Source organism: Hymenobacter negativus (genome assembly GCF_016056375.1).
GTDB classification, from domain to species: domain Bacteria; phylum Bacteroidota; class Bacteroidia; order Cytophagales; family Hymenobacteraceae; genus Hymenobacter; species Hymenobacter negativus_A.
Map to the genome: position 1 here is coordinate 655,110 of NZ_JAEDAE010000001.1, position 23,202 is coordinate 678,311.

General features: G+C 60.0%; 25 protein-coding genes. 13 read left to right on the top strand and 12 right to left on the bottom strand.

Annotated elements, in window-relative coordinates; genetic code table 11:
• Positions 1-72: 72 nt before the first annotated feature.
• The gene (locus tag I7X13_RS02880) at positions 73-960 is read right to left on the bottom strand and encodes a 3-hydroxybutyryl-CoA dehydrogenase (protein WP_198074270.1); all 888 of its coding nucleotides are present in this window, start codon (positions 958-960) and stop codon (positions 73-75) included.
• Between the two features lie 217 nt (positions 961-1,177).
• Between I7X13_RS02880 and I7X13_RS02885 the strand changes: the two genes are divergently transcribed.
• Positions 1,178-1,336 carry a lmo0937 family membrane protein gene (locus I7X13_RS02885; RefSeq protein WP_198068261.1) on the top strand — a complete coding sequence of 53 codons (159 nt, stop codon included), beginning with the start codon at positions 1,178-1,180 and terminating at the stop codon, positions 1,334-1,336.
• 81 nt (positions 1,337-1,417) lie between these two features.
• Here I7X13_RS02885 and I7X13_RS02890 read toward each other — a convergent pair whose 3' ends face one another.
• Together I7X13_RS02890 and I7X13_RS02895 are read right to left on the bottom strand one after the other, a co-directional pair.
• Positions 1,418-2,215 carry a PorP/SprF family type IX secretion system membrane protein gene (locus I7X13_RS02890; protein WP_198068262.1) on the bottom strand — a complete coding sequence of 266 codons (798 nt, stop codon included), beginning with the start codon at positions 2,213-2,215 and terminating at the stop codon, positions 1,418-1,420.
• A 100-nt stretch (positions 2,216-2,315) separates the two neighbouring features.
• Positions 2,316-3,947, bottom strand: coding sequence for an ABC-F family ATP-binding cassette domain-containing protein (locus I7X13_RS02895; protein WP_198074271.1), 1,632 nt, complete (start codon positions 3,945-3,947; stop codon positions 2,316-2,318).
• A gap of 282 nt (positions 3,948-4,229) precedes the next feature.
• Between I7X13_RS02895 and I7X13_RS02900 the strand changes: the two genes are divergently transcribed.
• Positions 4,230-4,700: a hypothetical protein gene (locus tag I7X13_RS02900; RefSeq protein ID WP_198074272.1), complete on the top strand. Its 471-nt coding sequence runs from the start codon at positions 4,230-4,232 to the stop codon at positions 4,698-4,700.
• Positions 4,701-5,041: 341 nt separating this feature from the next.
• Positions 5,042-5,302 carry a hypothetical protein gene (locus I7X13_RS02905; protein ID WP_198074273.1) on the top strand — a complete coding sequence of 87 codons (261 nt, stop codon included), beginning with the start codon at positions 5,042-5,044 and terminating at the stop codon, positions 5,300-5,302.
• Positions 5,303-5,354: 52 nt separating this feature from the next.
• On the opposite strand, the gene I7X13_RS02910 is transcribed toward I7X13_RS02905, so the two are convergent.
• Positions 5,355-5,744 carry a hypothetical protein gene (locus tag I7X13_RS02910; protein WP_198074274.1) on the bottom strand — a complete coding sequence of 130 codons (390 nt, stop codon included), beginning with the start codon at positions 5,742-5,744 and terminating at the stop codon, positions 5,355-5,357.
• Positions 5,745-5,934: 190 nt separating this feature from the next.
• On the opposite strand from I7X13_RS02910, the gene I7X13_RS02915 reads away from it, so the two are divergent.
• On the top strand, positions 5,935-6,690 hold the full coding sequence (locus I7X13_RS02915; RefSeq protein ID WP_211531958.1) for a murein L,D-transpeptidase catalytic domain family protein: 756 nt from the start codon (positions 5,935-5,937) through the stop codon (positions 6,688-6,690).
• A 118-nt stretch (positions 6,691-6,808) separates the two neighbouring features.
• Positions 6,809-7,621, top strand: coding sequence for a M48 family metalloprotease (locus I7X13_RS02920; RefSeq protein ID WP_198068268.1), 813 nt, complete (start codon positions 6,809-6,811; stop codon positions 7,619-7,621).
• 202 nt (positions 7,622-7,823) lie between these two features.
• Here I7X13_RS02920 and I7X13_RS02925 read toward each other — a convergent pair whose 3' ends face one another.
• The gene (locus I7X13_RS02925; protein WP_198074275.1) at positions 7,824-8,459 is read right to left on the bottom strand and encodes an LON peptidase substrate-binding domain-containing protein; all 636 of its coding nucleotides are present in this window, start codon (positions 8,457-8,459) and stop codon (positions 7,824-7,826) included.
• 154 nt (positions 8,460-8,613) lie between these two features.
• On the opposite strand from I7X13_RS02925, the gene mtgA reads away from it, so the two are divergent.
• The 4 genes from mtgA to I7X13_RS02945 all read left to right on the top strand — a co-directional run bounded on the left by mtgA (position 8,614) and on the right by I7X13_RS02945 (position 11,555).
• Positions 8,614-9,375, top strand: a complete 762-nt coding sequence (gene mtgA / locus I7X13_RS02930) for a monofunctional biosynthetic peptidoglycan transglycosylase (protein WP_198074276.1) — start codon at positions 8,614-8,616, stop codon at positions 9,373-9,375.
• Between the two features lie 131 nt (positions 9,376-9,506).
• Positions 9,507-9,941 (top strand): YybH family protein, encoded by a 435-nt coding sequence (locus I7X13_RS02935; protein WP_198074277.1) that lies wholly within the window; start codon positions 9,507-9,509, stop codon positions 9,939-9,941.
• A 122-nt stretch (positions 9,942-10,063) separates the two neighbouring features.
• Positions 10,064-10,372, top strand: coding sequence for a carboxypeptidase-like regulatory domain-containing protein (locus tag I7X13_RS02940; RefSeq protein ID WP_198074278.1), 309 nt, complete (start codon positions 10,064-10,066; stop codon positions 10,370-10,372).
• A 127-nt stretch (positions 10,373-10,499) separates the two neighbouring features.
• On the top strand, positions 10,500-11,555 hold the full coding sequence (locus I7X13_RS02945; protein ID WP_198074279.1) for an alpha/beta hydrolase: 1,056 nt from the start codon (positions 10,500-10,502) through the stop codon (positions 11,553-11,555).
• A gap of 109 nt (positions 11,556-11,664) precedes the next feature.
• On the opposite strand, the gene I7X13_RS02950 is transcribed toward I7X13_RS02945, so the two are convergent.
• The 4 genes from I7X13_RS02950 to I7X13_RS02965 form a co-directional block, all read right to left on the bottom strand.
• A complete protein-coding gene (locus I7X13_RS02950) occupies positions 11,665-12,798 on the bottom strand; it encodes an FAD-dependent monooxygenase (protein ID WP_198074280.1) in 1,134 nt (377 codons plus the stop codon).
• A 66-nt stretch (positions 12,799-12,864) separates the two neighbouring features.
• Entirely contained in the window at positions 12,865-13,683 is an 819-nt protein-coding gene (locus I7X13_RS02955) for a helix-turn-helix domain-containing protein (protein ID WP_198074281.1), read from the bottom strand.
• A 214-nt stretch (positions 13,684-13,897) separates the two neighbouring features.
• On the bottom strand, positions 13,898-14,305 hold the full coding sequence (locus I7X13_RS02960; RefSeq protein WP_198074282.1) for a hypothetical protein: 408 nt from the start codon (positions 14,303-14,305) through the stop codon (positions 13,898-13,900).
• 117 nt (positions 14,306-14,422) lie between these two features.
• Entirely contained in the window at positions 14,423-14,941 is a 519-nt protein-coding gene (locus tag I7X13_RS02965; RefSeq protein WP_198068277.1) for a helix-turn-helix domain-containing protein, read from the bottom strand.
• Positions 14,942-15,322: 381 nt separating this feature from the next.
• Here I7X13_RS02965 and I7X13_RS02970 point away from each other — a divergent pair, with 381 nt between their 5' ends.
• Positions 15,323-18,673 carry an SNF2-related protein gene (locus tag I7X13_RS02970; protein WP_198074283.1) on the top strand — a complete coding sequence of 1,117 codons (3,351 nt, stop codon included), beginning with the start codon at positions 15,323-15,325 and terminating at the stop codon, positions 18,671-18,673.
• 11 nt (positions 18,674-18,684) lie between these two features.
• On the opposite strand, the gene I7X13_RS02975 is transcribed toward I7X13_RS02970, so the two are convergent.
• Positions 18,685-18,915, bottom strand: coding sequence for a phosphatase domain-containing protein (locus I7X13_RS02975; protein ID WP_198074284.1), 231 nt, complete (start codon positions 18,913-18,915; stop codon positions 18,685-18,687).
• Positions 18,916-18,958: 43 nt separating this feature from the next.
• On the opposite strand from I7X13_RS02975, the gene I7X13_RS02980 reads away from it, so the two are divergent.
• Both I7X13_RS02980 and I7X13_RS02985 read left to right on the top strand, forming a co-directional pair.
• The gene (locus I7X13_RS02980; protein ID WP_198074285.1) at positions 18,959-19,933 is read left to right on the top strand and encodes a helix-turn-helix transcriptional regulator; all 975 of its coding nucleotides are present in this window, start codon (positions 18,959-18,961) and stop codon (positions 19,931-19,933) included.
• A gap of 74 nt (positions 19,934-20,007) precedes the next feature.
• Complete coding sequence (locus tag I7X13_RS02985; RefSeq protein WP_198074286.1) at positions 20,008-20,400, top strand: RidA family protein; 393 nt, start codon at positions 20,008-20,010, stop codon at positions 20,398-20,400.
• Positions 20,401-20,506: 106 nt separating this feature from the next.
• Here the strand turns inward: I7X13_RS02985 and I7X13_RS02990 are convergent, their stop codons facing one another.
• Positions 20,507-20,704 (bottom strand): hypothetical protein, encoded by a 198-nt coding sequence (locus tag I7X13_RS02990; RefSeq protein ID WP_198074287.1) that lies wholly within the window; start codon positions 20,702-20,704, stop codon positions 20,507-20,509.
• A 163-nt stretch (positions 20,705-20,867) separates the two neighbouring features.
• On the opposite strand from I7X13_RS02990, the gene I7X13_RS02995 reads away from it, so the two are divergent.
• Complete coding sequence (locus I7X13_RS02995) at positions 20,868-21,911, top strand: hypothetical protein (RefSeq protein WP_198074288.1); 1,044 nt, start codon at positions 20,868-20,870, stop codon at positions 21,909-21,911.
• Between the two features lie 83 nt (positions 21,912-21,994).
• Here the strand turns inward: I7X13_RS02995 and I7X13_RS03000 are convergent, their stop codons facing one another.
• The gene (locus I7X13_RS03000; RefSeq protein ID WP_198074289.1) at positions 21,995-23,098 is read right to left on the bottom strand and encodes an App1 family protein; all 1,104 of its coding nucleotides are present in this window, start codon (positions 23,096-23,098) and stop codon (positions 21,995-21,997) included.
• Between the last annotated feature and the right edge of the window lie 104 nt (positions 23,099-23,202).

The window sequence follows — 23,202 nt, forward strand, 5'->3', positions numbered from 1 at the left end:
ACAGGGCACTTCCGGTACATAAGAAAGCCGTTCGCACGGGCGTGCGAACGGCTTTCTTATTATCTACTGCTCCTACTTCCGGAACCGCGCGGCCACCACCAGCTCCTTCGAGCCGGCGGTGTGCTGGTAGAAGCCCTCGCCCGACTTCACGCCCAGGCGGCCGGCCATCACCATGTTCACCAGCAGCGGGCAGGGGGCGTATTTGGGGTTGCCCAGGCCCTCGTGCAGCACCCGCAGAATGGCCAGGCACACGTCCAGGCCAATAAAATCGGCCAGCTGCAGCGGGCCCATCGGGTGAGCCATGCCCAGCTTCATCACCGTGTCAATCTCCTCCACGCCGGCCACGCCCTCAAACAGCGTGATGATGGCCTCGTTTATCATGGGCATCAGAATGCGGTTGGCCACGAAACCGGGGTAGTCGTTCACCTCGGTCGGGGTTTTGCCCAACTGGCGCGACAGGTCCATCACGCGTTCCGTCACGGCATCCGAAGTGGCGTAGCCCCGAATCACCTCCACCAGCTTCATCACCGGCACGGGGTTCATGAAGTGCATGCCAATCACCTGCTGGGGCCGCTTGGTCACGGCCGCAATTTTGGTGATGGAAATCGACGACGTATTCGAAGCCAGAATGGCATCGGCTGGTGCGTATTGGTCCAGGTCGCGGAAGATTTGCAGCTTGAGATCCACGTTTTCGGTAGCGGCCTCCACCACCAAGCCCACACCGGCCACGCCTGCTTCGATGGAAGTAAACGTCTTCAAGCGGCCCAGGGTGGCCGTTTTGTCGTCCTCGCTCAGGGTGGCTTTGGCCACCTGGCGGTCCAGGTTTTTGGTGATGGTGCCCAGGGCGCGGTCTAGGGCCGGCTGGTTGATGTCAATCAGGGAGACCGAAAAACCGTGCTGCGCAAATACGTGGGCAATGCCATTGCCCATGGTGCCGGAGCCAATAACGGCGACGTTCATAAGTATCGGAAAAAGAATGGGTGGGATGAGAACGACAGCCCGTCGGGCCGTCGCCACAAAGCTACGGTAGCATCAGTAACCGGCGTTTTTGTTTGCGGTTAATGAAATATTTTTTCAATTAATATATCCTTTTAATAAACACCCCGTACAAAGCTCCAGAGACACTTCTCTAACATTTTTTCACCTCCCCTTCATTCTTCTTTAATACCTCCAAGCCATGGGCAACCTTCTGTATATCATCGCCGTCATTCTGGTCATCATCTGGGCTGTTAGCTTCTTCGGCGGCTACTTCACCGGCGGTATCATTCACGTCCTGCTGGTTATTGCCATCATCGCCATCCTGCTGCGTGTTATTAGCGGCCGAAGCGCGGTCTAAAGCACCCCGCAAGGGTTAATTTAAAAACACAAAAAAGCCGCTCCGGCAATGGAGCGGCTTTTTTGTGTTTGTTCGGTTCAGCTATTTGCCAATGTTGAACAGGAAGCTGAAGCGGATAACCAGCCCGGGATAAAGCGAAAAAACAGAGTTGTCGAAATTATACAGGGCCACGATGTCGGCGGCGGCGTTCTGGCCCAGGTAGGAGCGGTAGCCGATGCCGGCTAGCGGCGTAGCCACCGTGCGCTTGTACTTGTAATAGCCGTTGGTGCCATCCACGTCAATCAGCTCCGCGTTGGTGACTTCGTACTCAGCGTGCACGAAAAACTCCTTATACACGATGTACTGCGCGAAGGCTTTTAGGCCCACGCTGCTGGAGTTAATGCTTTTGTCGCCTTTGCTGTTCAGGACATAGCCAGCATTACGCGCGCTATTATCGAGGCTGTAGCTGCTGTAGGCATAGGAGATGCCCGGCCCCACGGCAAACTTGTCGGTGAGACGGAAACCCAGCGCGGGCGAGGCGCTCACGTTGAATTGGTTGAGGTTGTTGTAGGAGCTAAAGCCCAACCCAAAGTTGGTGTAGATGAATTTTCTCGTCGGCGGCTTGTCTTCGGCGCCTCCGGCTTTGGTATTCTTGCGGTTGGGAAAATCCAGGCCCGAAGGCGCGTCGGGTGTCGACTGCACCGGGGCGTTGTAAGTTGGCTCGGGCGTGGGTTCCGGGGTAGAGGCGGGGGCCGGCGTGGGCTCAACGGGCCGGGGCTGGGCGGGCTGCGGCGCAGGCGGGGCCGTGTTTAGCACGGGCTTGTCCTGGGCTTGGGCCCGGAAGGTGGGCAGCCCAGCCGCCGCAACCAACAGCAGTACCGGAAGCAAATGACGTTTCATGCGAAGGAAGTAAAGGGACGTAAGAAGGGTAAATGTACTTAGCCAGATAACGAAAGCGGCCGGAAAATTATTCATTTTCCGGCCGCCATTCGTCGATTGCTTAGGCCATTTGGTACATTTTCTGGCGCTGGGCCTTCAGAGTTTCATCGGCCAGGTATTCTTCGTAGTTCATGCGCCGGTCGATGATGCCATCGGGCGTGAGTTCGATGATGCGGTTGGCCACCGTGTCGATGAACTGCAAGTCGTGCGAGGCAAAGATGAGCGAGCCGCTGAACTCTTTCAAGCCGTTGTTCAGGGCCTGAATGCTTTCCAGGTCCAGGTGGTTCGTTGGGTCGTCCAGCACCAGCACGTTGCCGCTTTCCAGCATCATTTTCGAGAGCATGCAGCGCACTTTCTCGCCGCCGCTCAGCACGTTGGGCTTTTTCTGAGACTCTTCGCCCGAAAACAGCATCCGGCCCAGCCAGCCGCGCACGAAGCTTTCGTCTTTGTCCACCGAATACTGCCGCAGCCAGTCCACCAGGTTCATGTTATCGGCCTGGAAAAAGGCGCTGTTCTCTTTCGGGAAATAGCTGGGTGTGATGGTGGTGCCCCACTTATATTCACCTTTATCGGCCTTGGCTTCGCCAAAAATGATGTCGAACAGGAGGGAAGCCGCCCGGTCGTCGCGGCCCACGATGGCCACCTTATCGCCCTTGTCAAGCGTGAAGGTTACGTTTTTCAGCACCGACTGGCCGTCTACGGTCTTGCTCACGCCATCCACGGCCAGCAGCTGGTTGCCGGCTTCGCGCTCGGGCTTGAAGGCGATGTAGGGGTAGCGGCGCGATGAAGGCTTGATTTCTTCCAGCGTCAGCTTTTGCAGCAGCTTCTGGCGGCTGGTGGCCTGCTTCGATTTCGAGGCGTTGGCCGAGAAGCGGCGCACAAACTCTTCAAGCTCCTTGCGCTTGTCTTCGGTTTTCTTGTTCACGTCCTGGCGCTGGCGCAGGGCCAGCTGGCTGCTCTCGTACCAGAACGAGTAATTGCCGGGGTACATCGTAATTTTCGAGAAGTCCAAATCAGCCATGTAGTTACACACAGCGTCGAGGAAGTGGCGGTCATGGCTCACCACAATCACCGTATTCTCGAAGTTATCAAGGAAGTTCTCGAGCCAGAGCACGCTCTCCGCGTCCAGGTTGTTGGTCGGTTCGTCCAGCAGCAGCACGTCCGGGTTGCCAAACAGGGCCTGGGCGAGCAGCACACGCACCTTTTCGCTGGCGCCCAGGTCGGCCATCAGCGAGTAGTGCTTGTCTTCGGTGATGCCCAGGCCGGAGAGCAGCTCGGCGGCCTGGTAGTCGGCGTCCCAGCCGTTCATATCGGCAAACTCGCCTTCCAGCACACCCAGGCGCTCACCGTCGGCATCGGTGGCCGTGCCCGCGTCGTATTTGGCGTAGAGGGCGTCCTTTTCCTTCATCACCTCCGACAGGCGCTGGTGGCCCTGAATCACGGTTTGCAGCACGGGCTGGTCGTCGTAGGCAAACTGGTTCTGCTTGAGCACGGCCAGGCGCTGGCCGGCCGGCATTTCCACCGAGCCGGTATTGGGCTCAATTTCGCCCGCCAGGATTTTCAAGAAAGTTGATTTACCTGCGCCATTGGCCCCAATGAGGCCATATACGTTGCCAGGCAGGAATTTAACGGAAACGTCTTCAAACAGCACGCGCTTCCCGTAGCGCAGGCTCACATTGGAGGTGGAAATCATTCAGTCAGAAAATAGTAGCTCACAAAAACCACGCATTTGGCACGCGGCAGCCCGGCAAAATTACGCAACAGGACTCCCGTTGGAATCGTTGCGAAAAAAGTAGTTGACAAGCCTGACGAAAATAACTAACTAGCAAGGCAATTAGTGCCCGGGGGCACGCACTGTGTGGCCCACGCCCCCGAGCCTTTTCGATACAACCCTCGGCTGCCGGGACAAGTATAGCAAGCATAGCAGTAGTTGCCGGCGAGTCGGCCTATTCTTCACTTTTTACCACTTACGGGCATGGCAGACAATCAATTGACTTCCGAAAGCAACGGCTTCCGCATGGGCGTAATCACGGCCGCCGTGCTGGCAGCCTACACGGGCATTGCCGCCGCGGCTGGTTTTCTTGGTCAAATCGAAGCTGGCACGCTTGATATCGTGATTCTGGCGGCCGGCGTGGTGCTGGCTATTCGCCGGCTTAAGCAGGCAAAGGGGCGGCACATGTCTTACTTCCAAGGGTTTAGTACAGGCATCATCACGGCCTTGTCAGCCTCGGTGTTGCTGGGCGCATTCTTCTGGTTGTTGGGTGGCATTAGCCAGGCTGCGGTGCGGCAAATTCAGGCCCGCGACTTGTTCGGTGCCGACCTCGGAGTACTCATTGGGGGCCTGGGCATCATCCTACTGGGCACCATGACTGGCGTGGTTACGTCGCTCATTGCCATGCAATACTTTAAAGCCTCTGAGCATCAGGCTATAGCTGGTATCGAGTAATTGGTTGTAAATGCTTTGCGAGTGAATGTTTAACGAAAAAAGGCCCTTTCGAGGGCCTTTTTTTGAGCCCAGCAGTATTGTGTTTTTTAGATTTTATAAGAAAAATTAGACAAAACAGAAACTAAATAATAACTTGCAGGCGTTTAGGAGAAAATCAGCACTTGTTTGCTGACAAAAAGATGTCTTTTATGTCCAAGTATTCTCTCATAATCGTTTTTGCACTGGCTTCTTTCTCAGCCCGTGCACAGATGGCTGACCGGCTTTCCGAACACCCGGCAGTTAAAAGCAACCTGGCGCGGAAATCGTCTGCTGAGGAAGCCGCCGTAGCCGAAACTCGGGAGATGACTAAGCGCCTCCAACTCAATGAGGGGCAGTTTTTGAAGCTATTGCCCCTGAACCGTACCAAGCTTGCTGGCCTGCACAGCATTGACCAGCAATACAAAGCCGATGAAGCCACCCGCGCCGCTAAAACGGCCGAGCTGGAAGCCCAGTTTGAGCAGGAATGCAGCCGCATTCTCACGCCTTCGCAGCTCAGCCAGCTCCAGCAGCAAAACGGCCAGCCTAACAACGCACCGGCCAATACCGGCAACGGACTCGGCTAATAATTGCTCCATCAAAGTAAAAAAGGCCCGCCATTAATTTGGCGGGCCTTTTTTACTTTGATGAGAGTGGGTCGGTCAGCACTTCTGTGACGGTGCCCAGCGGGCCAAAGCGCAGGCTGATGCAGGGCGCGCCCGAACGGGCGTGGCCCGCGTTGCACTGGGAGCCGGGCTCCAGGTAATAAAAGTAAACTTTTTCGGTGCCGGCCCGCAACTCCTCTTCATCGGGCGGGCCGAGCAGGGCATTCACGTCGTCTGCCCGGGCCTCGTAGAGCTGCTCTTTGGCCTGGGTGAGGGCCGGCACCGCCGCCCGCCGCTGGTTTTTGCAGGCATATGGGTCGGCACGCCACGCAGCGGCATCAAAACCAGGCACCCGGGGCAGGGCATGCCCACAGCCAAACAGGAGGGCGCTGCCAAACGTAACGGCGGTCAGTTGCCTAAACAATGATGAAAAAAAAGCGGCTGACATCAGAAAAAACGGAAATAAACGTTTGGAAGAGGTAGTGACTTAGCGAAACTAAGCACTATTTTTGGCTTGGCGGTGTATTGGGGCTTGTATAAAAATTATTCAAATCTCATATAGCTTTAATTATTTGATGACTAGAAGGTTTTTTTCCACTATTGCGCTATTGTGCTTGTTTGCTGCTGCCAACCCTGTGGTGGCCCAGAGCCAAAAAGCAGCCGTAGGGGCGCTGCCGGCACCTGCGCGGCGGGCCTACTATCAGGTGGCGTTTATGCAGCAAGCCATGGCAATGTATGCCAAAATGGGCCTGGGGGCATCCGGGCTGTCATTGCCGGTGTTTCGGGAAGGACTAGTGGGCTACTATAACCTGCGCTCGACGGGCAACTACGCGGCCGCGCCGCCGGTGCTCACGCTAATTGACTTTAGCCAATCCAGCCAGCAAAAGCGACTGTGGGTAATCAACGTAGAAAAATGCAAAGTGCTGTTTCATACGCTGGTGGCACACGGCAAGGCGAGCGGGGAAGACCGGCCGCTGGCTTTTTCTAATAAGGACGGCTCGGAGATGAGCAGCTTGGGGTTTTATCGCACGGCCCCAACTACTTACATGGGCAAACACGGTTTGTCGCTGAAAATCGCGGGCATGGACCCGGGCTTCAATTCCAATGCCGAGAGCCGGGCGGTGGTGGTGCACGGGGCCGACTACGTGTGCGAAGACTTTGTGAAAGCCCACGGCCGCCTGGGGCGCAGCCAGGGTTGCCCGGCCCTGCCGGTAGCCGAAACGGCGGCCATTGTGAAAACCATTCGGGGGGGCAGTGTGATATACCTGCACGGGCCGGCGGGGGCGGGCTACCGCTCGCAGTGGCTGAATGTGGATACGGCGGCCTCGGCGTTTGCCAGCCAGCGCGGAGGGGCGGGACGGATGCAATAAAAGCAGGCACTCGGAATAACCAGAAGCGGAAGGGTGCGTTTAAAGCGCATCGGGCGCAGCCCGTAGCAGTGAGCTATGGCTGCGCCCGTTTCTTTTTCACCCTTTTTCTTCCCCTGTCATGCGCTTAAATCTCCGCTTCATCATTGCCATCATCGTGGCGGCGGTGTCCCTATTCGGCTACTATTTCAATACCTCCAAAAATGAGGTAACCGGTGAAACCCAACACGTGAACATGAGTGCCGACCAGGAAATTGCCCTGGGCGTGCAGGCCGCCCCCGAAATGGCGGCTCAGTATGGCGGCGAAAGCCCCGATGCCCGCGCCACGGCCGCCGTGCAGGCGGTGGGCCAGAAAATCATCAGCAGCACGAAAGCCGGCCAGACGCCCTACAAGTTCCAGTTTCACCTGCTGGCCGATGACCAGACAATCAACGCTTTTGCGCTACCCGGCGGGCAGGTATTCATCACCCAGGGCCTGCTCAAAAACCTAACCTCTGAAGGGCAGCTGGCCGGCGTGCTGGCCCACGAAATTGGCCACGTGGTGGGCCGCCACTCGGCGGCACAGGTAGCAAAGTCGAACCTGACACAGGGGTTGGCTGGAGCCGCAACCATTGCTTCTTATGACCCCAACAGCCCCGGCAGCTCGGTGGCGAAGGCGGCGGTGGCTGCCGCCATTGCCAAGGTCATAACCCTGCGCTTCGGCCGCAATGATGAGTTGGAGGCCGATAAGCTGGCCGTGGATTTCACGCCCCAGGCCGGCTACGACCCCCGCTCGATGATAAAAGTGATGGAAATGCTGCAAAGCCAAGAAGGCCGCAGCAGCACGCCCGAATTTCTGAGCACGCACCCCGACCCGGGCAACCGCATCGGCGAGTTGCAGAAGGAAATTGCCGCCGAGTATCCGCAGGGCGTACCAGCAGGATTGAAGCAATAATTCCGTCTGTCATTGCGAGTGGAGCGCAGCGGCAATCTGTCCTCTCAAACCCAGACATTCTCTTATATCAGAAAGCCCCGGACCCTGCTCAGTCAGTGTCGGGGCTTTTGTCGATAAAAAAGCTTTATTACATCTTAGAGCTGGTCGCAGCGAGAAGACGGGTTGCCGCGTTGCGCTGCGCTCCACTCGCAATGACAGGCAATTAAAAGTTAGGCGGCGTGAGGTTTTTGAAATGGCCATTAAGCCGCACCCGGTCCTTGAGGCGCTCGGTTTCGAGCACCACGGGCAGGATGGTGTCGAGGTGCTCGCGCACCATTTCCTGGCGTTCCTGTTCGCTGGTAGTGGCCAGAAGCTGGTATTCCTGCTCGGTGCTGAAGCCAATGTGGTGGGCCACGTCGAAAATGCAGTAGTCGGCGGGCAGCTCCAGCAGGAGCTTGCGTAGGCCGAGGGCTTCGTAGAGTTGGCGGACCTGTTTGGTGATGATTTCACGCAGCACCGGGTCGGCCTCGTCGTCCTGCACCACTTCTTCGATAAGGCCGCCGGCGTAGAGCTTGCCGGGGGCCTGGCGGTAGAATTTGTTGATGCGAAACACGCCCACGGCCCGGGTGCGGATGTCGAGTTCGCCGCTGGCGTAGGTTTGCTCCACACTCACCAGGCGCATTTCGGTGCCTAATTCGCTCAGGGAATTATCGAGGTAGGGCGGAATGCCGAAGGTGGTGTTCTGCTCGATGCACTCGCGCACCAGCTGCCGGTAGCGGGGCTCGAAGATGTGCAGGTTCAGTTTTTCGCCTGGAAAAACAACCAGATTTAAGGGAAACAGCGGAATCAGGCGGGCCATGGGCAGCGAAACGAAAGAGGACTGTAACTACCAACCCAACAACGGGAGCGGGCGGTTGGGTTTTGGGCGGCCAGACGGAACCCGTAGCAGATGAAGCCGCGGCAAGGTAGGTGCGAAAGCCGAAACCCCGCCGGGCGCGCTACTTTTGTGCCCCATGCCTGCTGCCAAGCTGATTCCCGACGTTTCCGTACTGCTCAAAAAAACCGGCCGCTTGTTGCTGCAAGTAGCGGCCGCCCTGTTTCTGGCCTCCATTGCCTGGGTGCTGATTTACCGTTGGGTATCGCCCCCTGCCACCTGGCTGATGCTGGACCGCCGCGCCCACGCGCCCGTGGGGCTGGGCTACTATGGCATTCAGGAGGAGCCCCGACACATTCGCTACCGGTTCCGCAGCCTCGATGAAGTAGCGCCCAGCGTGCCTTTGGCCCTAGTGGCGGCCGAGGACCAGCGCTTCCTGATTCACCACGGGTTCGACTTGGACGCGCTCACCAAAGCTGCCAAGCGGAACTGGAACGGCGACGGCAAGCACATTGTGGGCGGCAGCACCATCTCGCAGCAAGTGGCTAAAAACGTGTTTCTGTGGCAGGGCCGCAGCTACGTGCGCAAGGCCGCCGAGGCGTATTTCACGGTGCTGATTGAGACGCTGTGGAGTAAGCGCCGCATCATGGAAATGTACCTCAGCGTAGCCGAAATGGGGGATTGCACCTTCGGGGTAGAGGCCGCCAGCCAGCGCTATTTCGGCAAGCCAGCCAGCCAGGTGAGTCCGGCCGAGGCAGCACTGCTGGCCGGCGTGCTGCCCAACCCGCTCCGCTTCCGTGCCTCAAATCCTGGGCCGGTAGCGCGGGCCAAGCAGCTGCGGGTGCTGCGGCTGATGCGCAACTTGGGCGGCACGCGGTACGTGGCAGAGATGTTGAAATAGGGGTAGAGGTCGGCAGTTATTATTTGTTAATCAGTAGTCAAAACGTCATGCAGAGCGCAGCGAAGCATCTTACCCGAGACAGTAAACCAATGATGTGGACGAAGCGGGCGAGATGCTTCGCTGCGCTCTGCATGACTGTTGGGCTGGGGCTGGCCGGATGCACTGCGGCACGCCCTTCTGCCACTACCGACCCCGCCGCTGCCCGCCAAGCCATCGTGCAGGTGCTCACGACCCAGACGGCGGCTTGGAACCGAGGCGACATCCCGGGTTTCATGGAGGGATATTGGAAGTCCGATTCGCTGGTTTTTATCGGGCGGAAGGGGCCGACTTACGGCTGGCAGCCCACGATGGCCAACTACCAGAAAAATTACCCCGACGCGGCCGCTATGGGCCAACTGGATTTCTCGGGGCTGCGGGTGACGCTGGTGGCTCCCACGGCGGCGCAGGTGGTGGGGCACTGGCATTTGGCGCGACCGGCGACACTGGGCGACTTGCAGGGGTATTTCCTGTTGGTGCTGCGTCAGATTGATGGCCGGTGGGTGGTAGTGGCCGACCATACCAACTAGCGCCGGGGCTGAAAAGGAAACCAAGCTGAACGATTTAATTGCATAAAGACTGAATTTTATGTAATTAATCACTACTTTAGGGCCGTGGCGCTTATTGCCCACGGCTTTTCCTTTTGAGCACAATGGTTAGCAAAAAGTGCAGCCAGGGCACAGCCCCGGCAAACAGGTGGGTGAAGTGGAAGGGCGAGGGGCGGTGGCTGATGCTGGCCGGCTTGCTGGGCGTGCGCCTGGGGGCCAGCGCTCAGCAGCAGACACCACTGGCGGCCCAGCCGCTCGATTCGCTGGTGCAACTGCGGGGCATGGTGCTGGATTCGGCGCACGGGCACCCGATAGTGGGAGCCACGGTGGTTGTGCAAGGCAAAAACGTGGGCGTAGCAACCGACTCAAGCGGCAAATTCAGCCTGCTGGCTGCTGCCTTTTGGGGAGTGTGACCTGGCTATAAGCTCCCTGGGATTTGCCACGCGGCCGTACCACATCGACAAAGCAGATTTTGGCTATCGGAAGCAGTACTTCGAGCCGCCCACGTTCTACCTGCTGTCGGGAAAGAAGGATTTGGTGATGATAGTTGGGAGCGTGGGGCCGGCGGGGCCGGCGGATAAGGCCGAGACTTTTGCCAAGGTGCAGGTGTATTTTGCCACTGACCGCCAGGCTGAAAAGACGGCGGGGGCACTAACGGACTTTGGCACTACCCGGGGCCGGGGCGTGAGCTATGGCACGGCGCTGGTCACCATCCCGGGCATTCACAAGAAGGGAGGCATGGAGCGCCCCGGCTTCTTCGGGCGGGAGGACCCCCAGGTGGACGTGGTGCTGCAAAGCAACCAGGTGCTGGCCAACGCGGCGTTCTTTGAGCAGCTGCGCGCGCAGGTGGCACGCAGCGCCCAGCCGGCGGCGTTTGTGTTCGTGCACGGCTACAACGTGTCGTATGCCGAGGCGGCGCGGCGCACGGCCCAGATGCACTACGACCTGAAATTCCCGGGCGTGCCGATGTTTTTCAGCTGGCCCTCGCAGGCAGCCGTGGAATCCTACGTGGTGGATGAGCAGAACGCGGAATGGGCGCAGGACGACTTTAAGACGTTTCTGGTGGATTTTCTGACGCGAACCAACGCGCAGCAGGTATACATCATCGCGCACAGCATGGGCAACCGGCTGGTGGCCCGCGCCATGCGCGACGTGCTGACGGAGCACCCCGGGCTGGCCCCGAAAGTGCAGGAGCTGATACTAGCCGCGCCCGACATCGACGCCGCCGTGTTCAACCGCAACATTGCCCCGGTGCTGGCGCGCAGCCACATTCATACCACGCTCTACGCCTCAAGCGGCGATAAGGCGCTCAAGGCTTCGCGGCTGGCCCACGGCCGGTATGCCCGGCTGGGGCTGGTGGACGCGCAGGTGCCCTACACGATGCGGGGCATGGAAACCATTGTGGCCTCGGAGGCCGACCCCGAGGCGCTGGGGCTGAATTTTGGCCTGGGCCATTCCTACATCGCCGACGTGCCACTGGTGCTCACCGACCTGGGCGGGCTGATTGTGGGCCGGAAGCGGCCGGACCAGCGCCCTTCGCTAACCAAGGTGTCGGTAGGGGGCAAAAGCTACTGGAACCTGAAGCCGGGGAAGTAGCGGCCGGCCGGGTGCGGGGCGGGCAGGGTGGTCGCAGGCGCTGTACCTGCATTGCCGGCCCCGCACCCGGTTTGTTGCCCTCGTCACCTTTCCAAAGCAAGAGCACCCGCTAAAAAGGGATTCCCTGCGTGTTTCGGGCGTAAATAGCCTCCTCGGTTTTGGGGATGAAAAAGTCGTGGAGCATGGTGAGGGCCGTGGCCTGGGTTTCCTCGATAAACGGCCGCAGGTGTTGGTTGTAGGCCCAAAAGGCGGCTTCGAAGTCGCCGTCGTGTTGCTCCAGGGCCTGGGCAACGGCGGCGGCCCCGGCCATGGCCAGCGAGGCGCCAATGCCCGCCGCGGGCGACGCGCAATAGCCGGCATCGCCCACCAGGGCGACGCGGCCTTTGGTCCACGACAGCATTTTGATTTGGCTGAATTTGTCGAAATAAGAAATGCCGGCCTGGTTTACGGCTTCCAGCAACTCGGCGGTGCGCCAGCCCTGGCCGGCAAACTGCGCTACCACCAGTTGCCGCTGCTGCTCGGCATCGCGGTAATCGTAGGGGATTTCATTCTCAGAGAAAAACCAGAAGATAATATCGGTCTTGCCGTTGTAGGCATTCAGCATGATGCCCTTGCCGGGTATGCTGTAGAGCTGGGCGGTGTTGGGAGCGATGAGCGAGCGGTTGACGATGGTGAGCGAGGAGTAATGCTGCATAAAGTGGGCGTACTCGGCCTCGTGCCCAAACCACAGCTTCCTGACGCCGGAGTGCAGCCCGTCGCAGCCAAATACCAAGTCGAAGTTGCGGGGCAGCCCGTCCTGAAAGGTGGCCTGCATGGCATCGGCGGTTTCGCGGAGGGCGGTGATGCGGTTGTTGAACAGGAATTCAACTTCGTTTTTCACGGCGTTGGCTAAAATGTCTATTAGCTCGGCGCGCTCAATTTCTACTTCCTCGATGTCGTCGTCGGAAAGCAGGGCGTCGGGGTTTTGCATTTGCACTGAGCCTTCCGTTTCGTCGGCGGCGTTTTTGAATTCCAGGCGCTCCAGCTGCAGGCGGTGGGCGCTTAGCTGCGGGAAGATGCCCATGCGACGGGCGCTGTCCAGGGCCAGGCCCTGCACGTTGATGGCGGCCCCGCCGGTGCGGGGTGCGGGGGCTAGCTCTACTACCGTGACGCGGTAGCCTAATTTATTCAGCCAGTAGGCCAGTGAGATGCCGGCGATGCTGGCGCCGGAGATGAGGACGTGCTTTCCGTGGGCGGATTCCATTTGCGGTTGATTTTGAGGGGCTATTGCTTGCCTGATGGCCCCTCAAAATTCCGGGTAGCGGGGAGCCTAGGCTAGCATAAACGCGACAAAATCGGTGCTAACGGTTTGTTGCCAGCGGGTGGCTTTGCGGGCGAAGGCGGCGGGCGTGGTGCCGCTGTAGCGCTTGAATTCCCGGCCGAGGTGCGATTGGTCGGTGTAGCCCAGGTCCTGCGCCAGACCGGCCAGGCTGGCGGTGGGGTGCAGCCAGAGGTGGTCGCGGGCCTGCTCGAAGCGCATCAGGCCCGAAATGTCTTTTACGCTGCGCCCGGCCGCTTGCTTGAACCTGCGCTCCAGGGTGCGAACCGTGGCGTGGGCAGCCTCCGCTACCTGGCTCACGGGGAGGGTGCCGCCGGCGGCCCGCAGTGCCCCGCCCGCTTTGCTTAGTAGCGGGCTGCCGGCCTGGTCCGGCCGGGCCTGCTCAAAGTAGTGGCAGACCTCGGCCAGGGCGGCCGCGACGTTGCCGGCTTGCAGCCATTGGGCCAGCGGGGCTTGCAGCCGGGCAATGGGGTGCGCCATTTCGCGCACGCCGCCGGGGCCGGCCGGCAGGCCCAGCAGCTCGAACACGGCCCAGGGGAAGCACTTGATGCCGATGACTTCAAGGCGGCCCTGCGCGTGGAAGTGGATGGGCTGGTTGAGCAAGCCCACCAGAAACGGGGAGGGCAGGGACTGCGGGCCGCCGGGGGTAGCCAGGCTGCAGCCCTGGCCGAAATGGAAGATGATTTCGGCGCAGCCATCCGGCGTCACCTCGAAACGGCCGGGCTGCTCGCCAAAGTCCTGGCGGAGATACCAAAAGTCCTGGATGGCATCTTGTAGGGCGGCCGGCGCTTCAAGTTCCTGGTGCTGCATGCGGCAAGATAGCCCGGTTGGGCGGGGTTGGCGGTGGGGGGGTACTGCTGTTATCGGCTGAGGGCGGCCGATGTTTTGCGGCTCGTGCCACTCGCGCCGGTGGGACTGCGGCAGTTAGCTATCGGGGCCGGGGGCATCCATTCTGCGGAGTTACCCACAAACAAAAAGCCCGCTCCGGGCCGGAGCGGGCTTTTTGTTTACTTGAGAGCCGGCGCTACAGCTTTTCGCGGCGGTCCGTGACGGCGGTCACGAACGTGTCGAGGGTGGCAATGTCGCCGGTGAGGGTATCGCGGTCCAGCTCTTTTTCGAGCAGGGCGGTGGTGCCGTAGTTCTCCACTTTGCTGGTGAGGTTGTTGGCGCGGGTTTCGTAGCGGTTGAGCATGTTCTGGTTGCGGCGCTTGTCGTCGCCATCGGCCAGGGCCGCTACTACGGGCGAGAGGCCGGCAATCAGGGCCTGGGTAGCGGTGAGCTCGGTGGCGGCGCTGGTTGCGTCGTTCCAGTTATCGAGTTGAAACTGGAGGTTGTTGAGGCGGTTCACCAGGCCGGTGCGCTCGCGCTGTTTGGTGGCGAGCAGGGCGTCGCACTCGGCCTGCGTGGTAAGCAGATTTACGGAAAAAGCCATAATTGTAAACAGTAAAAAGGGTAGTTGAAACTGCCGGCTCGCTCCCGCGCTCCGCTTGCCCCTAAACCGCTATTAACCAATCAATATCGTGCAGTAAATCACACAATCTTTTCAGGGCTATTCCGTTGCGGCCAGCTCCTGCGCGGTGGCGTCCGCTTTGGCCCGCAGCCCGGCAATGCGCACCCGCAGCCGGGCCTGCGCGGTGCTGCCGCTGCGGGCCAGCTCCGCGTGGGCCTCTGCCTCGAAGGTGGCCAGCCAGGCCGGGGCCGCGCCGCCCGCCGGCGTCAGGGCGGCCGTGAGCACCGGCAGGGCTGCCAGCCGGCGCCGCGCCCAGGTTGCCCGCGCCGGCAGCTGGTCCAGCTCGTGGCTGAGCTGGTCGGCCCGCAGCTGGCAGGCGCGCTGCTGCTTGTGCAGCGCGTGCGCGTCGGGGGCTTCCGGTTCGGGTTCGGCCGGGGTGTTGTGGTAGGCCAGGGTGAGGGCCGCCTGCGGCAGGGCAGCCGGGAGCGGCAGGGGGCGGATGCCGCGCTCGACTTGGGATATCACTTCTCTTTGAAGACCTAAATAGCTGCCTAATTCAGTTTGACTTAGACCAAACCATTCGCGCAAACGGGCTAGTAGCACGGTAGTAGTAGGCATGATTTGAGTTGCTTCCGGTATTTAAGCAACGTAAAAACCCGGAAGCTATTGCGGAAATATTTTGCTTCCGGATTTGACAAGTGCTGAGAACCGGAAGCAAGAGGGCTTTTATTTATAAAAATACCTAGAACGCCCCTTCTTTATTTAGTTCGTGCCTACTCATTCGCACCCTTTTGCCTTCGCTAATAAGTCACATGTTATAGTTAATTCATTCCCATTCACTCCTTCAAATTTGCTATAAGCGTTACCTTCGAAGTTTATGTTATACTTACCACTAGCGCGTTGTATCAACATGATTTAGTGGGAGTATTTCAGCGTCTGGAATGGTAGGAGGGAAGCATATGAATTTGCTCTATAAAAAATTTATCCTCCTCTCGTATCATGCCCAAACCTAATTCTACCCAGCATAGCCTAGATTTTGACGGCCCAAAGTGGCCGCCGCAACATTTGCAGCCTATCAATTGGCACCCCAGGCAGTTGCGGGTGGAACCGTGGTTTCTGCGCGATTTGAAAGCGTCGACAGAATACGGCATCTTGACGGGCTTTACTTCGCTGAGCGAATTAGTAACGTTGTTTGGAGGCAATAAATATGACCTGCCCACTTTTCGGGCGGTACGGGTGATGCTGGGATTTGAGCAGGAGCCTCGACCCCGAGACAAAAAAGGCTGGCCGGTGCATCAGCCACTGGCCGATGAAATTCGGGACTACTGGCTGAAACGTGGAATTTCGATTATCCACGGCGGGGCTATTTTGCGCACAATTGCGTTGCTGGAAGAGCCGGAAGGATGGTTGAAAATGCGGCTGTTGGAAGGGCTGCACGCCAAGCTATACGTGGGTGATACCCATGCCATGTTAGGGTCGAGCAACTTCAGCCCTTATGGCTTGGGCATGAATCGCCAGATTGAAGCCAACGTGCGGTTTCAACGACACAGCCGCAGCCGTGCCATTGCTAAGCGTTACGAATACGTGCAGCAACTGGGGCAGAATTTTTGGGATGCGGGAGTAGATTACAACAAGCGGGCTGTGGAGCTACTCAAGTCGCTGCTACAGGTTGTGACCTGGCCCGAGGCCCTAGCCCGTGCCATTGCCGAAATTTTGGAAGGCGATTCCTTGTTTGAAACCGGTGGCCTATTGGCCGGTGCGCCTAAGCTTTGGCCGCACCAGCGGCAGGGTGTGGCGCAGGCGCTCTACGTGCTCGACCACCTCGGCAACGTGCTGGTGGCCGACCCCACTGGTTCGGGCAAAACGAAATTAGTAGGCACTTTGCTGGTGGCCCTCGAGCGTCGCAAGCAAGCCCGGCAGCCCCGCCCGCTTAACTTAGCCGTGGTTGCACCGCCTGCTATTCTGAAAGATTGGAAAAGCTGGTGCCTCGAATTGGGCCGGGCGGGACTAGTGGGCATTTCAGGTGGACAACTCAGCAAAAAGGAGGGTTCACCAGACCCGCATGGCATCCGTCAGGAGCTACAAGCAGCCGATGTATTAGTACTTGACGAAGCACACCGCTACCTGAATGCCCGCAGTCTGCGCACCCAACAACTCGTGCAGCACAGCTACCAGCATTTGCTGCTGACTACGGCCACGCCGCTGAATAAGCATGCTACCGACTTACTGCGCCTCATAGAATTGCTGGACGTGGATAATTTGTCTGATACTGACCTGCTCACACTGGAGCGGCTGCGCAGCAAACCCCTGCGCAAGTTTGCCGACGCTGACGTGGAACAACTTCGGCAGTTTGTGGGCCAGTTCTTATTGCGCCGTACCCGGTACGAACTCACCAGCCAGATAAAGCGCCAGCCGAAAGAATACGAGCGACCAGCCCCACTGCGGGGCTGCAATTACCCCGAGCACAAGCCCAAACCATACAAAACCGAAGAAACTGCCGCCGACCAGAGAATTGCGGAGCAGATGCGAGAAGCTGCTGAAAAGCTCGTAGGTATACGCTACCTACTTGACCTTGACCCCAAACAGAGCCACTATTTGACTGACGATGAAAAGCGCCGCTATTTGGAAAAGCGCGTAGAGTTGGCTCCGTATCTAGCGCGTTTTAGTCTACGGCAGGCCTTGCGCTCATCCAATGCGGCCTTGCACGAGCACCTGGCCGGAGCGCAGGACGCAGCCACAAAATTTGGTCTGACCGAATTGCCTGCCGCCCGGCTCCGAACTCAGGGCGTCATTCAGCAATTGGAAGAAGTGCTAGCCAAGGGGAAATTACCCAAGCGTGACGCCGATAAACTACCAGACGTATTAGTGCCCCAACTCTGGCTGTACGAGCTAGCTTCTTGGCAGACTCAATGCGCTGCTGAGGTGGCCGTTTACAGGGAAATATTGGCGCTGCTCGACCAACTCACCGAATCACGGGAGCGCGGCAAAGTGCGGCTCATTGCCAAACTGCTGAGCGAAGGCAATGACTTGGTTCTGGCTTTCGACCATTCCCTGATTACCCTAGAGCGCCTACGGATGCTATTTGAGGAGCAGGCGTTGACTGAATACCAGAGCTTCACCGTGACGGGAGCGCAACAGCGCGCCCGCAAACGGTTGGAGACTGATTTCAAGCTTGGCTCAACGGCCCGCGGGATTGTGGCCTTTTGCTCGGATGTGGTATCGGAATCCCTCAACCTTCAGCAGACCTCGGCCCTGGTGCAACTCGATATGCCTACCGTGCTGCGGGTAGCCGAGCAGCGTTTGGGACGCCTCGACCGCCTCGACAGTCCGCACGAAACTATTTCTTCTTATTGGCCAAAGGACAGTTCCGCCTTTTCGCTAAAAGCCGACGAGCATCTTATCCAAGCTTTGCGCCATGCGGGCCAATTGATAGGAAATAATCTGGTGCTACCTGACGAGCATTTGGCGGAGTACGTTGACGGGCTAGAACATAACAGTATCACCAAGTCGCTGAATCCGTTTCGCCAAGCTGGCCGTGATGAAGCCCGTTGGACAGGACTTCAAGACGCATTACAACCGGTACGCGAATTGAAGATGTCAGGGGCTAATCAATTAGTACCGCAAGCAGTTTACGAAAAAATATGGTCCTCACGTGAATCTATTAAATGCCGTGTGAGCTACGTAGCTGCGGAGAAGGCGTGGGCATTTTTCGCCCTACGCAGTAGCACAACCCGTAGCGGCAACTGGTATCTGTTGATAGACGACGAGCTGCCAGAATCTGATTTAGCCCGAATTTGTCATGCGCTACGGGCTCGATTGAGTGGACAGCCGCCTAATTCTTTGGCCTGGGAAGATGGCGACGCATACCTAAATCACTTTTTACAGAAGCTACAAGCAGCCGAGCGTCAGTTGTTGCCTCACCGCGCCCGCCGGGCATTGGAAGTGGGCGAAGATATTGTGCGCTTGCACCTGAAGCATATTGATAAAAGTAAAGCAACATCCGACTCACGTACTTTTTTGTTGCGGCAGGTTCTGAGTTTATTTCAACCAGTCAAATCCATAGGCGGTTCTGATGTAGGACGGGAGGAAATGATGGTGGATTTTGAGCGGCTGGCTGCGCATTGGCTGCAATTGCTTTTGCCTCATGTAAGGCGATTACGCCAAGCCAATAAAAATCACCGCCATATCATTAGTCTCAAAACGCTAAAGAAGCATTGGGCCGAAGTATCCCTGACCTCTGAAGTTTTGCAGCACTTACTAGAAGAGTCAGGAGTGTTGCCGACCGTGGATTACCGCATTGCAGCTTGCATCATTGGCGTGGCCCCGCAAGCTGAAACAGTGCATATTTGAAATGAAAAATACTACCCCACCAGTCCCAACCCCACCGCGTGCGCCGCCGTGGTATAGTCGGCCGATAGTAGCATGGGTACGTGCTCGGCGCTCAGCTCCCCGATGATGGGGCCGACGAGGGCGGCGCGCTCGGGAATCTGCACGTCGCGGATGTAGATGGCCTCAATGCGGCCGGGGTGGCGGCGCACCACTTCGCGGTAGATGCAGGCGTCTTCCTGGCCGCTGTCGCCGCAGCGCCCCAAACGTCCATCTCCTGCGTAGCTTGGCCGGCCTTAATCCGCTACCATGAACCGTTTCGACCGCATCACGGCCATTCTCATCCAGCTGCAAACCCGACGCGTGGTGAGTGGGCCCGCGCTGGCCGAGCGGTTTGGTGTGAGTTTGCGCACGGTGTACCGCGACCTGCGCACGCTGGAACAAGCCGGCGTGCCGCTGTTTGGCGAGCCGGGGGTGGGCTACTCGCTGGCCGAGGGCTACCGGCTGCCGCCCGTCATGTTCACCCGGGAGGAAGCCACGGCGCTGCTCACGGCCGAAAAGCTGGCCGCCCGCCTTACCGACGCGCCCACGGCTCAACTCAGCGGCGCGGCCATGGACAAGCTGCGCGCCGTGCTGCGCCACGCCGACCGCGACCACCTCGAAACCCTCAGCCCCCATATCCAGGTGCTGCAACCCCGCGGCCCGGCCGACGGCCCCAACGCCTACCAGCTACTGCTCACGGCCGTGGCCACGCAGCAAGTGGTGCGCCTGCGCTACCAGGCCGCCGACCACGCCGCGCCCGAAACGCGCGCCGCGGAGCCCATTGGCCTGTACCGGGGCCGGCAGTGGCACGTGGTGGCCTATTGCCGGCTGCGGCAGGCCTTCCGCGACTTCCGCCTCGACCGCATCCAGCACCTGGAAACGACCACCGAAGTGTTTGCGGCGCGCCCCGAAACCCTGCAGCAGTACTGGCAGGAGGAGGCCAGCCGGCGGCCGCGCGAAAAAGTAGTGCTCCGGTTTCAGCTGGGGGCGCTGCCGCCGGCCACGGTGCAGCAGCTGCACGACACCAAGCGCCAGTACGGCTGGGCCCACGAGCAGCCGCTGCCCGATGGCCGCCTGGAAATGACCTTGTTGCTGGGCTCGCTGACGTACCTGGCCAGCTGGCTGCTGCCCTACGCGGGGGCCGTGGTGGCGGTGGAGCCGCTGGCCCTGCGCGAACACCTGCGCGAGCTGGCCCAGCGGGCGCACGATTTTTTTTGCGTGCCCGAAAAGATGCTGACATAGGGCTGTCAGGTGCGGCGGGAAATTTTGTGGGGTCAAACGACAAACACCTTTTACCCAACCCCACAAATCAACAAATGGAAAAGCGAACCATTGACCCCTGGATATGGGGCGAGCGCACCAACTCGGTGCAAGCCGTCGAAATCAAGCAGCCCGAAGCCACGCTCTATTGCTCGGGGCTGGTGGCCCTCGACGCCGAAGGACGGCCCAGCACCGCCGACATGCGCAGCCAGCTGCTGCAAACCTTCCAGAACCTGGAGCAGCTCATCGGCGAGGCCGGCTACGAGTGCCGGGGCATTGCGCGGCTGAACGTGTACACCACCTCGGTGACGGAGTTTTTCACCACCTGCACCGATGTCTACCAGGAATGGACGGCCCGGCACTGCGTCCGGCAGGCCACCACGCTGCTGGAAGTCAAAGGCCTGTTCGCGAACCTCAGCGTGGAGCTGGAAGCCACCCTGGTTAAATAGGCGCCACGGCCGTCGCACAGCGCAAGGGCCCGGTCGTGTGCCGGGCCCTTTGCGTGTAGCCCGTGCGCGGCGAGCGGCTGCGGTGGAGTAGGCGGGCGGTAATGGATTACCCTACCAGCCCCAGCCCCACCGCATGCGCCGCAGCCGTGGCGTAATCGGCCACCAGCAGCATGAGTACGTCCTGGGTTTTCAGCTTCTCGCTGATGGGGCCGACGATGGCGGGCCCCTGCACTTCGCGGATGTAGGTGGCGCGAATGCGGCCGGGGTACCGGTGGTTTCTGAGCCACTTTAGACGCGGTGGCAACGGGCCGCGCGGACCGATAATAGGACGGCTGAACCAACAGGGCAGTAACAGAGCTGGCAGCCAGTAAAATACTCCCGGCAAGTACCGCAGCTTGGCGTATGTTTGCTGCCCCGGCTGCCACGGCGGCGGCCGGTTAACGCTCACTCCTTAATGCGCTTACGGTATGGCAGAACAACCCAATAACTCCCCCAATCCGGCAACTGACCCCGCGGGCAGTGCGCCCAGTGCCTTTCGCTGGGTCAAGCTGGGCTCGCCTGGCTCGGGCGTGCACATCGTGGCCTCGGCGGGCACCAGCAACGCTGGAGGCAACCCCAACGTGTTTGGCCTCGACAACAAGGGTAACTTGTGGAGCTGCTGGCTGAATGGCACTACCTGGCAGTGGACCAACCTGAACCAACCCCCCGGCGTGCCACTGGCGCGGCCCGTGGGCCCGGCCCTTATCGACGGATGTGCCAACGTGCTGCTGCTCGACCACAAAGGCGCCCTGTGGACCTGCTGGCTCAACGGCCCCAACTGGCAGTGGGACCGCCAGGGCCAGCCCCCCACCACGGGCCAGCTGCTGCACGCCGCCGGCACGGTGGACAGCAACGGATTTTCTACGGTCTACATCCTCGACGACAAGAGCATTTTGTGGCAATGCGACTACGCCAAAGGCGGGCTGTGGACCAGCCTGGGCCAGCCGGCGGGCGGCGACGCGGGATTGGAGCCCGTGGCCGCCCTCATGACCAGCCACGGCAGTAGCGCTTTCTTGCTCGACGACGTGGGTACCCTGTGGGGAGGCTGGCTGAACCAGGGGGCACCCGTCTGGAGCACGCTGAATCAACCCAGTGGCTTGCAGGCCGTCCAGGGCGCGGGGGGCATCGCGGTGGGCGGCCAGCCCAACGTGTTTGCGCTCGATGTCAAGGGCAACCTGTGGGCTTGCTCGCCGAACGGCAGCGCCTGGCAGTGGACCAACCCGGGCCAGCCGGCGGGTGGGCCGCTGGCCTTGCCGTTGGGCACCGTCATGGCCCCGGGCAGTGAACCCGTCGTGCTGCTGCAGGACGGTGGCGGCGTGCTCTGGAATTACAATTGCAAATGGAAGCAGTGGGGCAAAATAGGCCAGCCGGGCAGCGGCAGCCTGGTGGCCGGAATGGGCAACCTCGACACCGGAAACGAAACCTACGTGTTCGGGCTGGACGCTTTCGACGACCTCTGGGCCTGCTACTAGCCGCCCCAATTCGCTTCTTTACTTCGCCCGCCAGCCGCTTTCCCAAGAGCCGTTGGCGGGCGAAATGCGTTTTGCCCGGCGGCCTATACCACCAGCCCCAGCCCCGCCGCGTGCGCCGCCGCCGTGGCATAATCAGCCACCAGCAGCATGGGCACGCCTTCCCGGCCCAGCTCCTCAATAATGGGCCCGACCAGAGCGGCCCGCTCGGGCACCTGCACGTCGCGGATGTAGATGGCGCGGATGCGGCCGGGGTGGCGGCGCACCACTTCGCGATAGATACGAGCGTCTTCCTGTCCGCTGTCGCCGCAGAGCACAAAGGGCAGGGCGGGGTAGGTAGTGAGAATGTCGTCGATTTCGTGCAGCTTGTGGGCGAAGTGGATGGCGGCCGAGCCCGTGACGCCGGGCGGGGGCGTGGTTTTGGGGCGGGCAATGCTGAGGTCGCGCAGCAGGAGCGGACCGGTGGGTATTTCGTGCAGCCGCAGAAACTCGGCCAGCATATCGTAGAGGTTCCAGGGGCTGCTGCTCACGAAGAAAAACGGGTTGTCGGGCCGGCCGGTGCGGCCGTGCTGGAGCCGGCGGTAAAACTCGGCCACGCCCTCGAAGGGCTGTTTCGATTGGGCATTGCTGAACAGCACGCGGCCCAGCATCTTGAAAATATTGGTGGCGCTGGTTTCGAATACCGTGTCGTCGAGGTCGGAAATCACGCCGAACTCGGCGCTGGCGGGCGGCACCAGCACGGCGGCCTCGGTGGCAATAGCCTTGTGAGGCAGCTTGAGGAACCGGGGCAGCCGGGCCACGCGCACCGGCACCGGGTACCAGAGGTAGGCCACGGGCGCGGGCAGCGCCTGCGGCTCGATGACGAGGGTGAAATAGCCTTCGTCGTCGGTGGTGACGAGGTGCTGGCTGCCGTCGGGCAGTTCGGCCACGAGGTCGGCCCCCGCTACTTCGCGGCTGTTGAAGCGCCGCACCATGCTGCGGAAGTTGCGCCAGCCGGAATCGGTGGCGGTGGCGGCCACTAGGCCGGGGTCGGCCAGCAGGCGGCCTTTGATGTAGAACTTCGTGGTGGTGCCGTAGCTGCGGTAGGCGTCGATTAGCAGGGGCCGCAGCCAGCCACGCCGGGCCGAAAAGCGGGTATATAGATGGTCGGTCCACTCGGAAAAATTGGATAGGGCAGCAGGCAGCTTCATGGGACAAACCTACGGCCGACAGGTTGTAGCGTTGGTAGCGCAAGGCTTTGGGTGGGTCTGGCGCGCCAGCGGCAGTAGAGTAAGGCAGCCGCGCTGGCACCTTT

Excerpts from the sequence above, each read along its gene's own strand:
- I7X13_RS02880 (WP_198074270.1), bottom strand. The coding sequence starts at position 960 with ATGAACGTCGCCGTTATTGGCTCCGGCACCATGGGCAATGGCATTGCC.
- I7X13_RS02885 (WP_198068261.1), top strand. The coding sequence starts at position 1,178 with ATGGGCAACCTTCTGTATATCATCGCCGTCATTCTGGTCATCATCTGG.
- I7X13_RS02890 (WP_198068262.1), bottom strand. The coding sequence starts at position 2,215 with ATGAAACGTCATTTGCTTCCGGTACTGCTGTTGGTTGCGGCGGCTGGG.
- I7X13_RS02895 (WP_198074271.1), bottom strand. The coding sequence starts at position 3,947 with ATGATTTCCACCTCCAATGTGAGCCTGCGCTACGGGAAGCGCGTGCTG.
- I7X13_RS02900 (WP_198074272.1), top strand. The coding sequence starts at position 4,230 with ATGGCAGACAATCAATTGACTTCCGAAAGCAACGGCTTCCGCATGGGC.
- I7X13_RS02905 (WP_198074273.1), top strand. The coding sequence starts at position 5,042 with ATGACTAAGCGCCTCCAACTCAATGAGGGGCAGTTTTTGAAGCTATTG.
- I7X13_RS02920 (WP_198068268.1), top strand. The coding sequence starts at position 6,809 with ATGCGCTTAAATCTCCGCTTCATCATTGCCATCATCGTGGCGGCGGTG.
- I7X13_RS02925 (WP_198074275.1), bottom strand. The coding sequence starts at position 8,459 with ATGGCCCGCCTGATTCCGCTGTTTCCCTTAAATCTGGTTGTTTTTCCA.
- mtgA (WP_198074276.1), top strand. The coding sequence starts at position 8,614 with ATGCCTGCTGCCAAGCTGATTCCCGACGTTTCCGTACTGCTCAAAAAA.
- I7X13_RS02935 (WP_198074277.1), top strand. The coding sequence starts at position 9,507 with ATGACTGTTGGGCTGGGGCTGGCCGGATGCACTGCGGCACGCCCTTCT.
- I7X13_RS02940 (WP_198074278.1), top strand. The coding sequence starts at position 10,064 with ATGGTTAGCAAAAAGTGCAGCCAGGGCACAGCCCCGGCAAACAGGTGG.
- I7X13_RS02945 (WP_198074279.1), top strand. The coding sequence starts at position 10,500 with ATGATAGTTGGGAGCGTGGGGCCGGCGGGGCCGGCGGATAAGGCCGAG.
- I7X13_RS02950 (WP_198074280.1), bottom strand. The coding sequence starts at position 12,798 with ATGGAATCCGCCCACGGAAAGCACGTCCTCATCTCCGGCGCCAGCATC.
- I7X13_RS02955 (WP_198074281.1), bottom strand. The coding sequence starts at position 13,683 with ATGCAGCACCAGGAACTTGAAGCGCCGGCCGCCCTACAAGATGCCATC.
- I7X13_RS02960 (WP_198074282.1), bottom strand. The coding sequence starts at position 14,305 with ATGGCTTTTTCCGTAAATCTGCTTACCACGCAGGCCGAGTGCGACGCC.
- I7X13_RS02965 (WP_198068277.1), bottom strand. The coding sequence starts at position 14,941 with ATGCCTACTACTACCGTGCTACTAGCCCGTTTGCGCGAATGGTTTGGT.
- I7X13_RS02970 (WP_198074283.1), top strand. The coding sequence starts at position 15,323 with ATGCCCAAACCTAATTCTACCCAGCATAGCCTAGATTTTGACGGCCCA.
- I7X13_RS02980 (WP_198074285.1), top strand. The coding sequence starts at position 18,959 with ATGAACCGTTTCGACCGCATCACGGCCATTCTCATCCAGCTGCAAACC.
- I7X13_RS02985 (WP_198074286.1), top strand. The coding sequence starts at position 20,008 with ATGGAAAAGCGAACCATTGACCCCTGGATATGGGGCGAGCGCACCAAC.
- I7X13_RS02995 (WP_198074288.1), top strand. The coding sequence starts at position 20,868 with ATGGCAGAACAACCCAATAACTCCCCCAATCCGGCAACTGACCCCGCG.
- I7X13_RS03000 (WP_198074289.1), bottom strand. The coding sequence starts at position 23,098 with ATGAAGCTGCCTGCTGCCCTATCCAATTTTTCCGAGTGGACCGACCAT.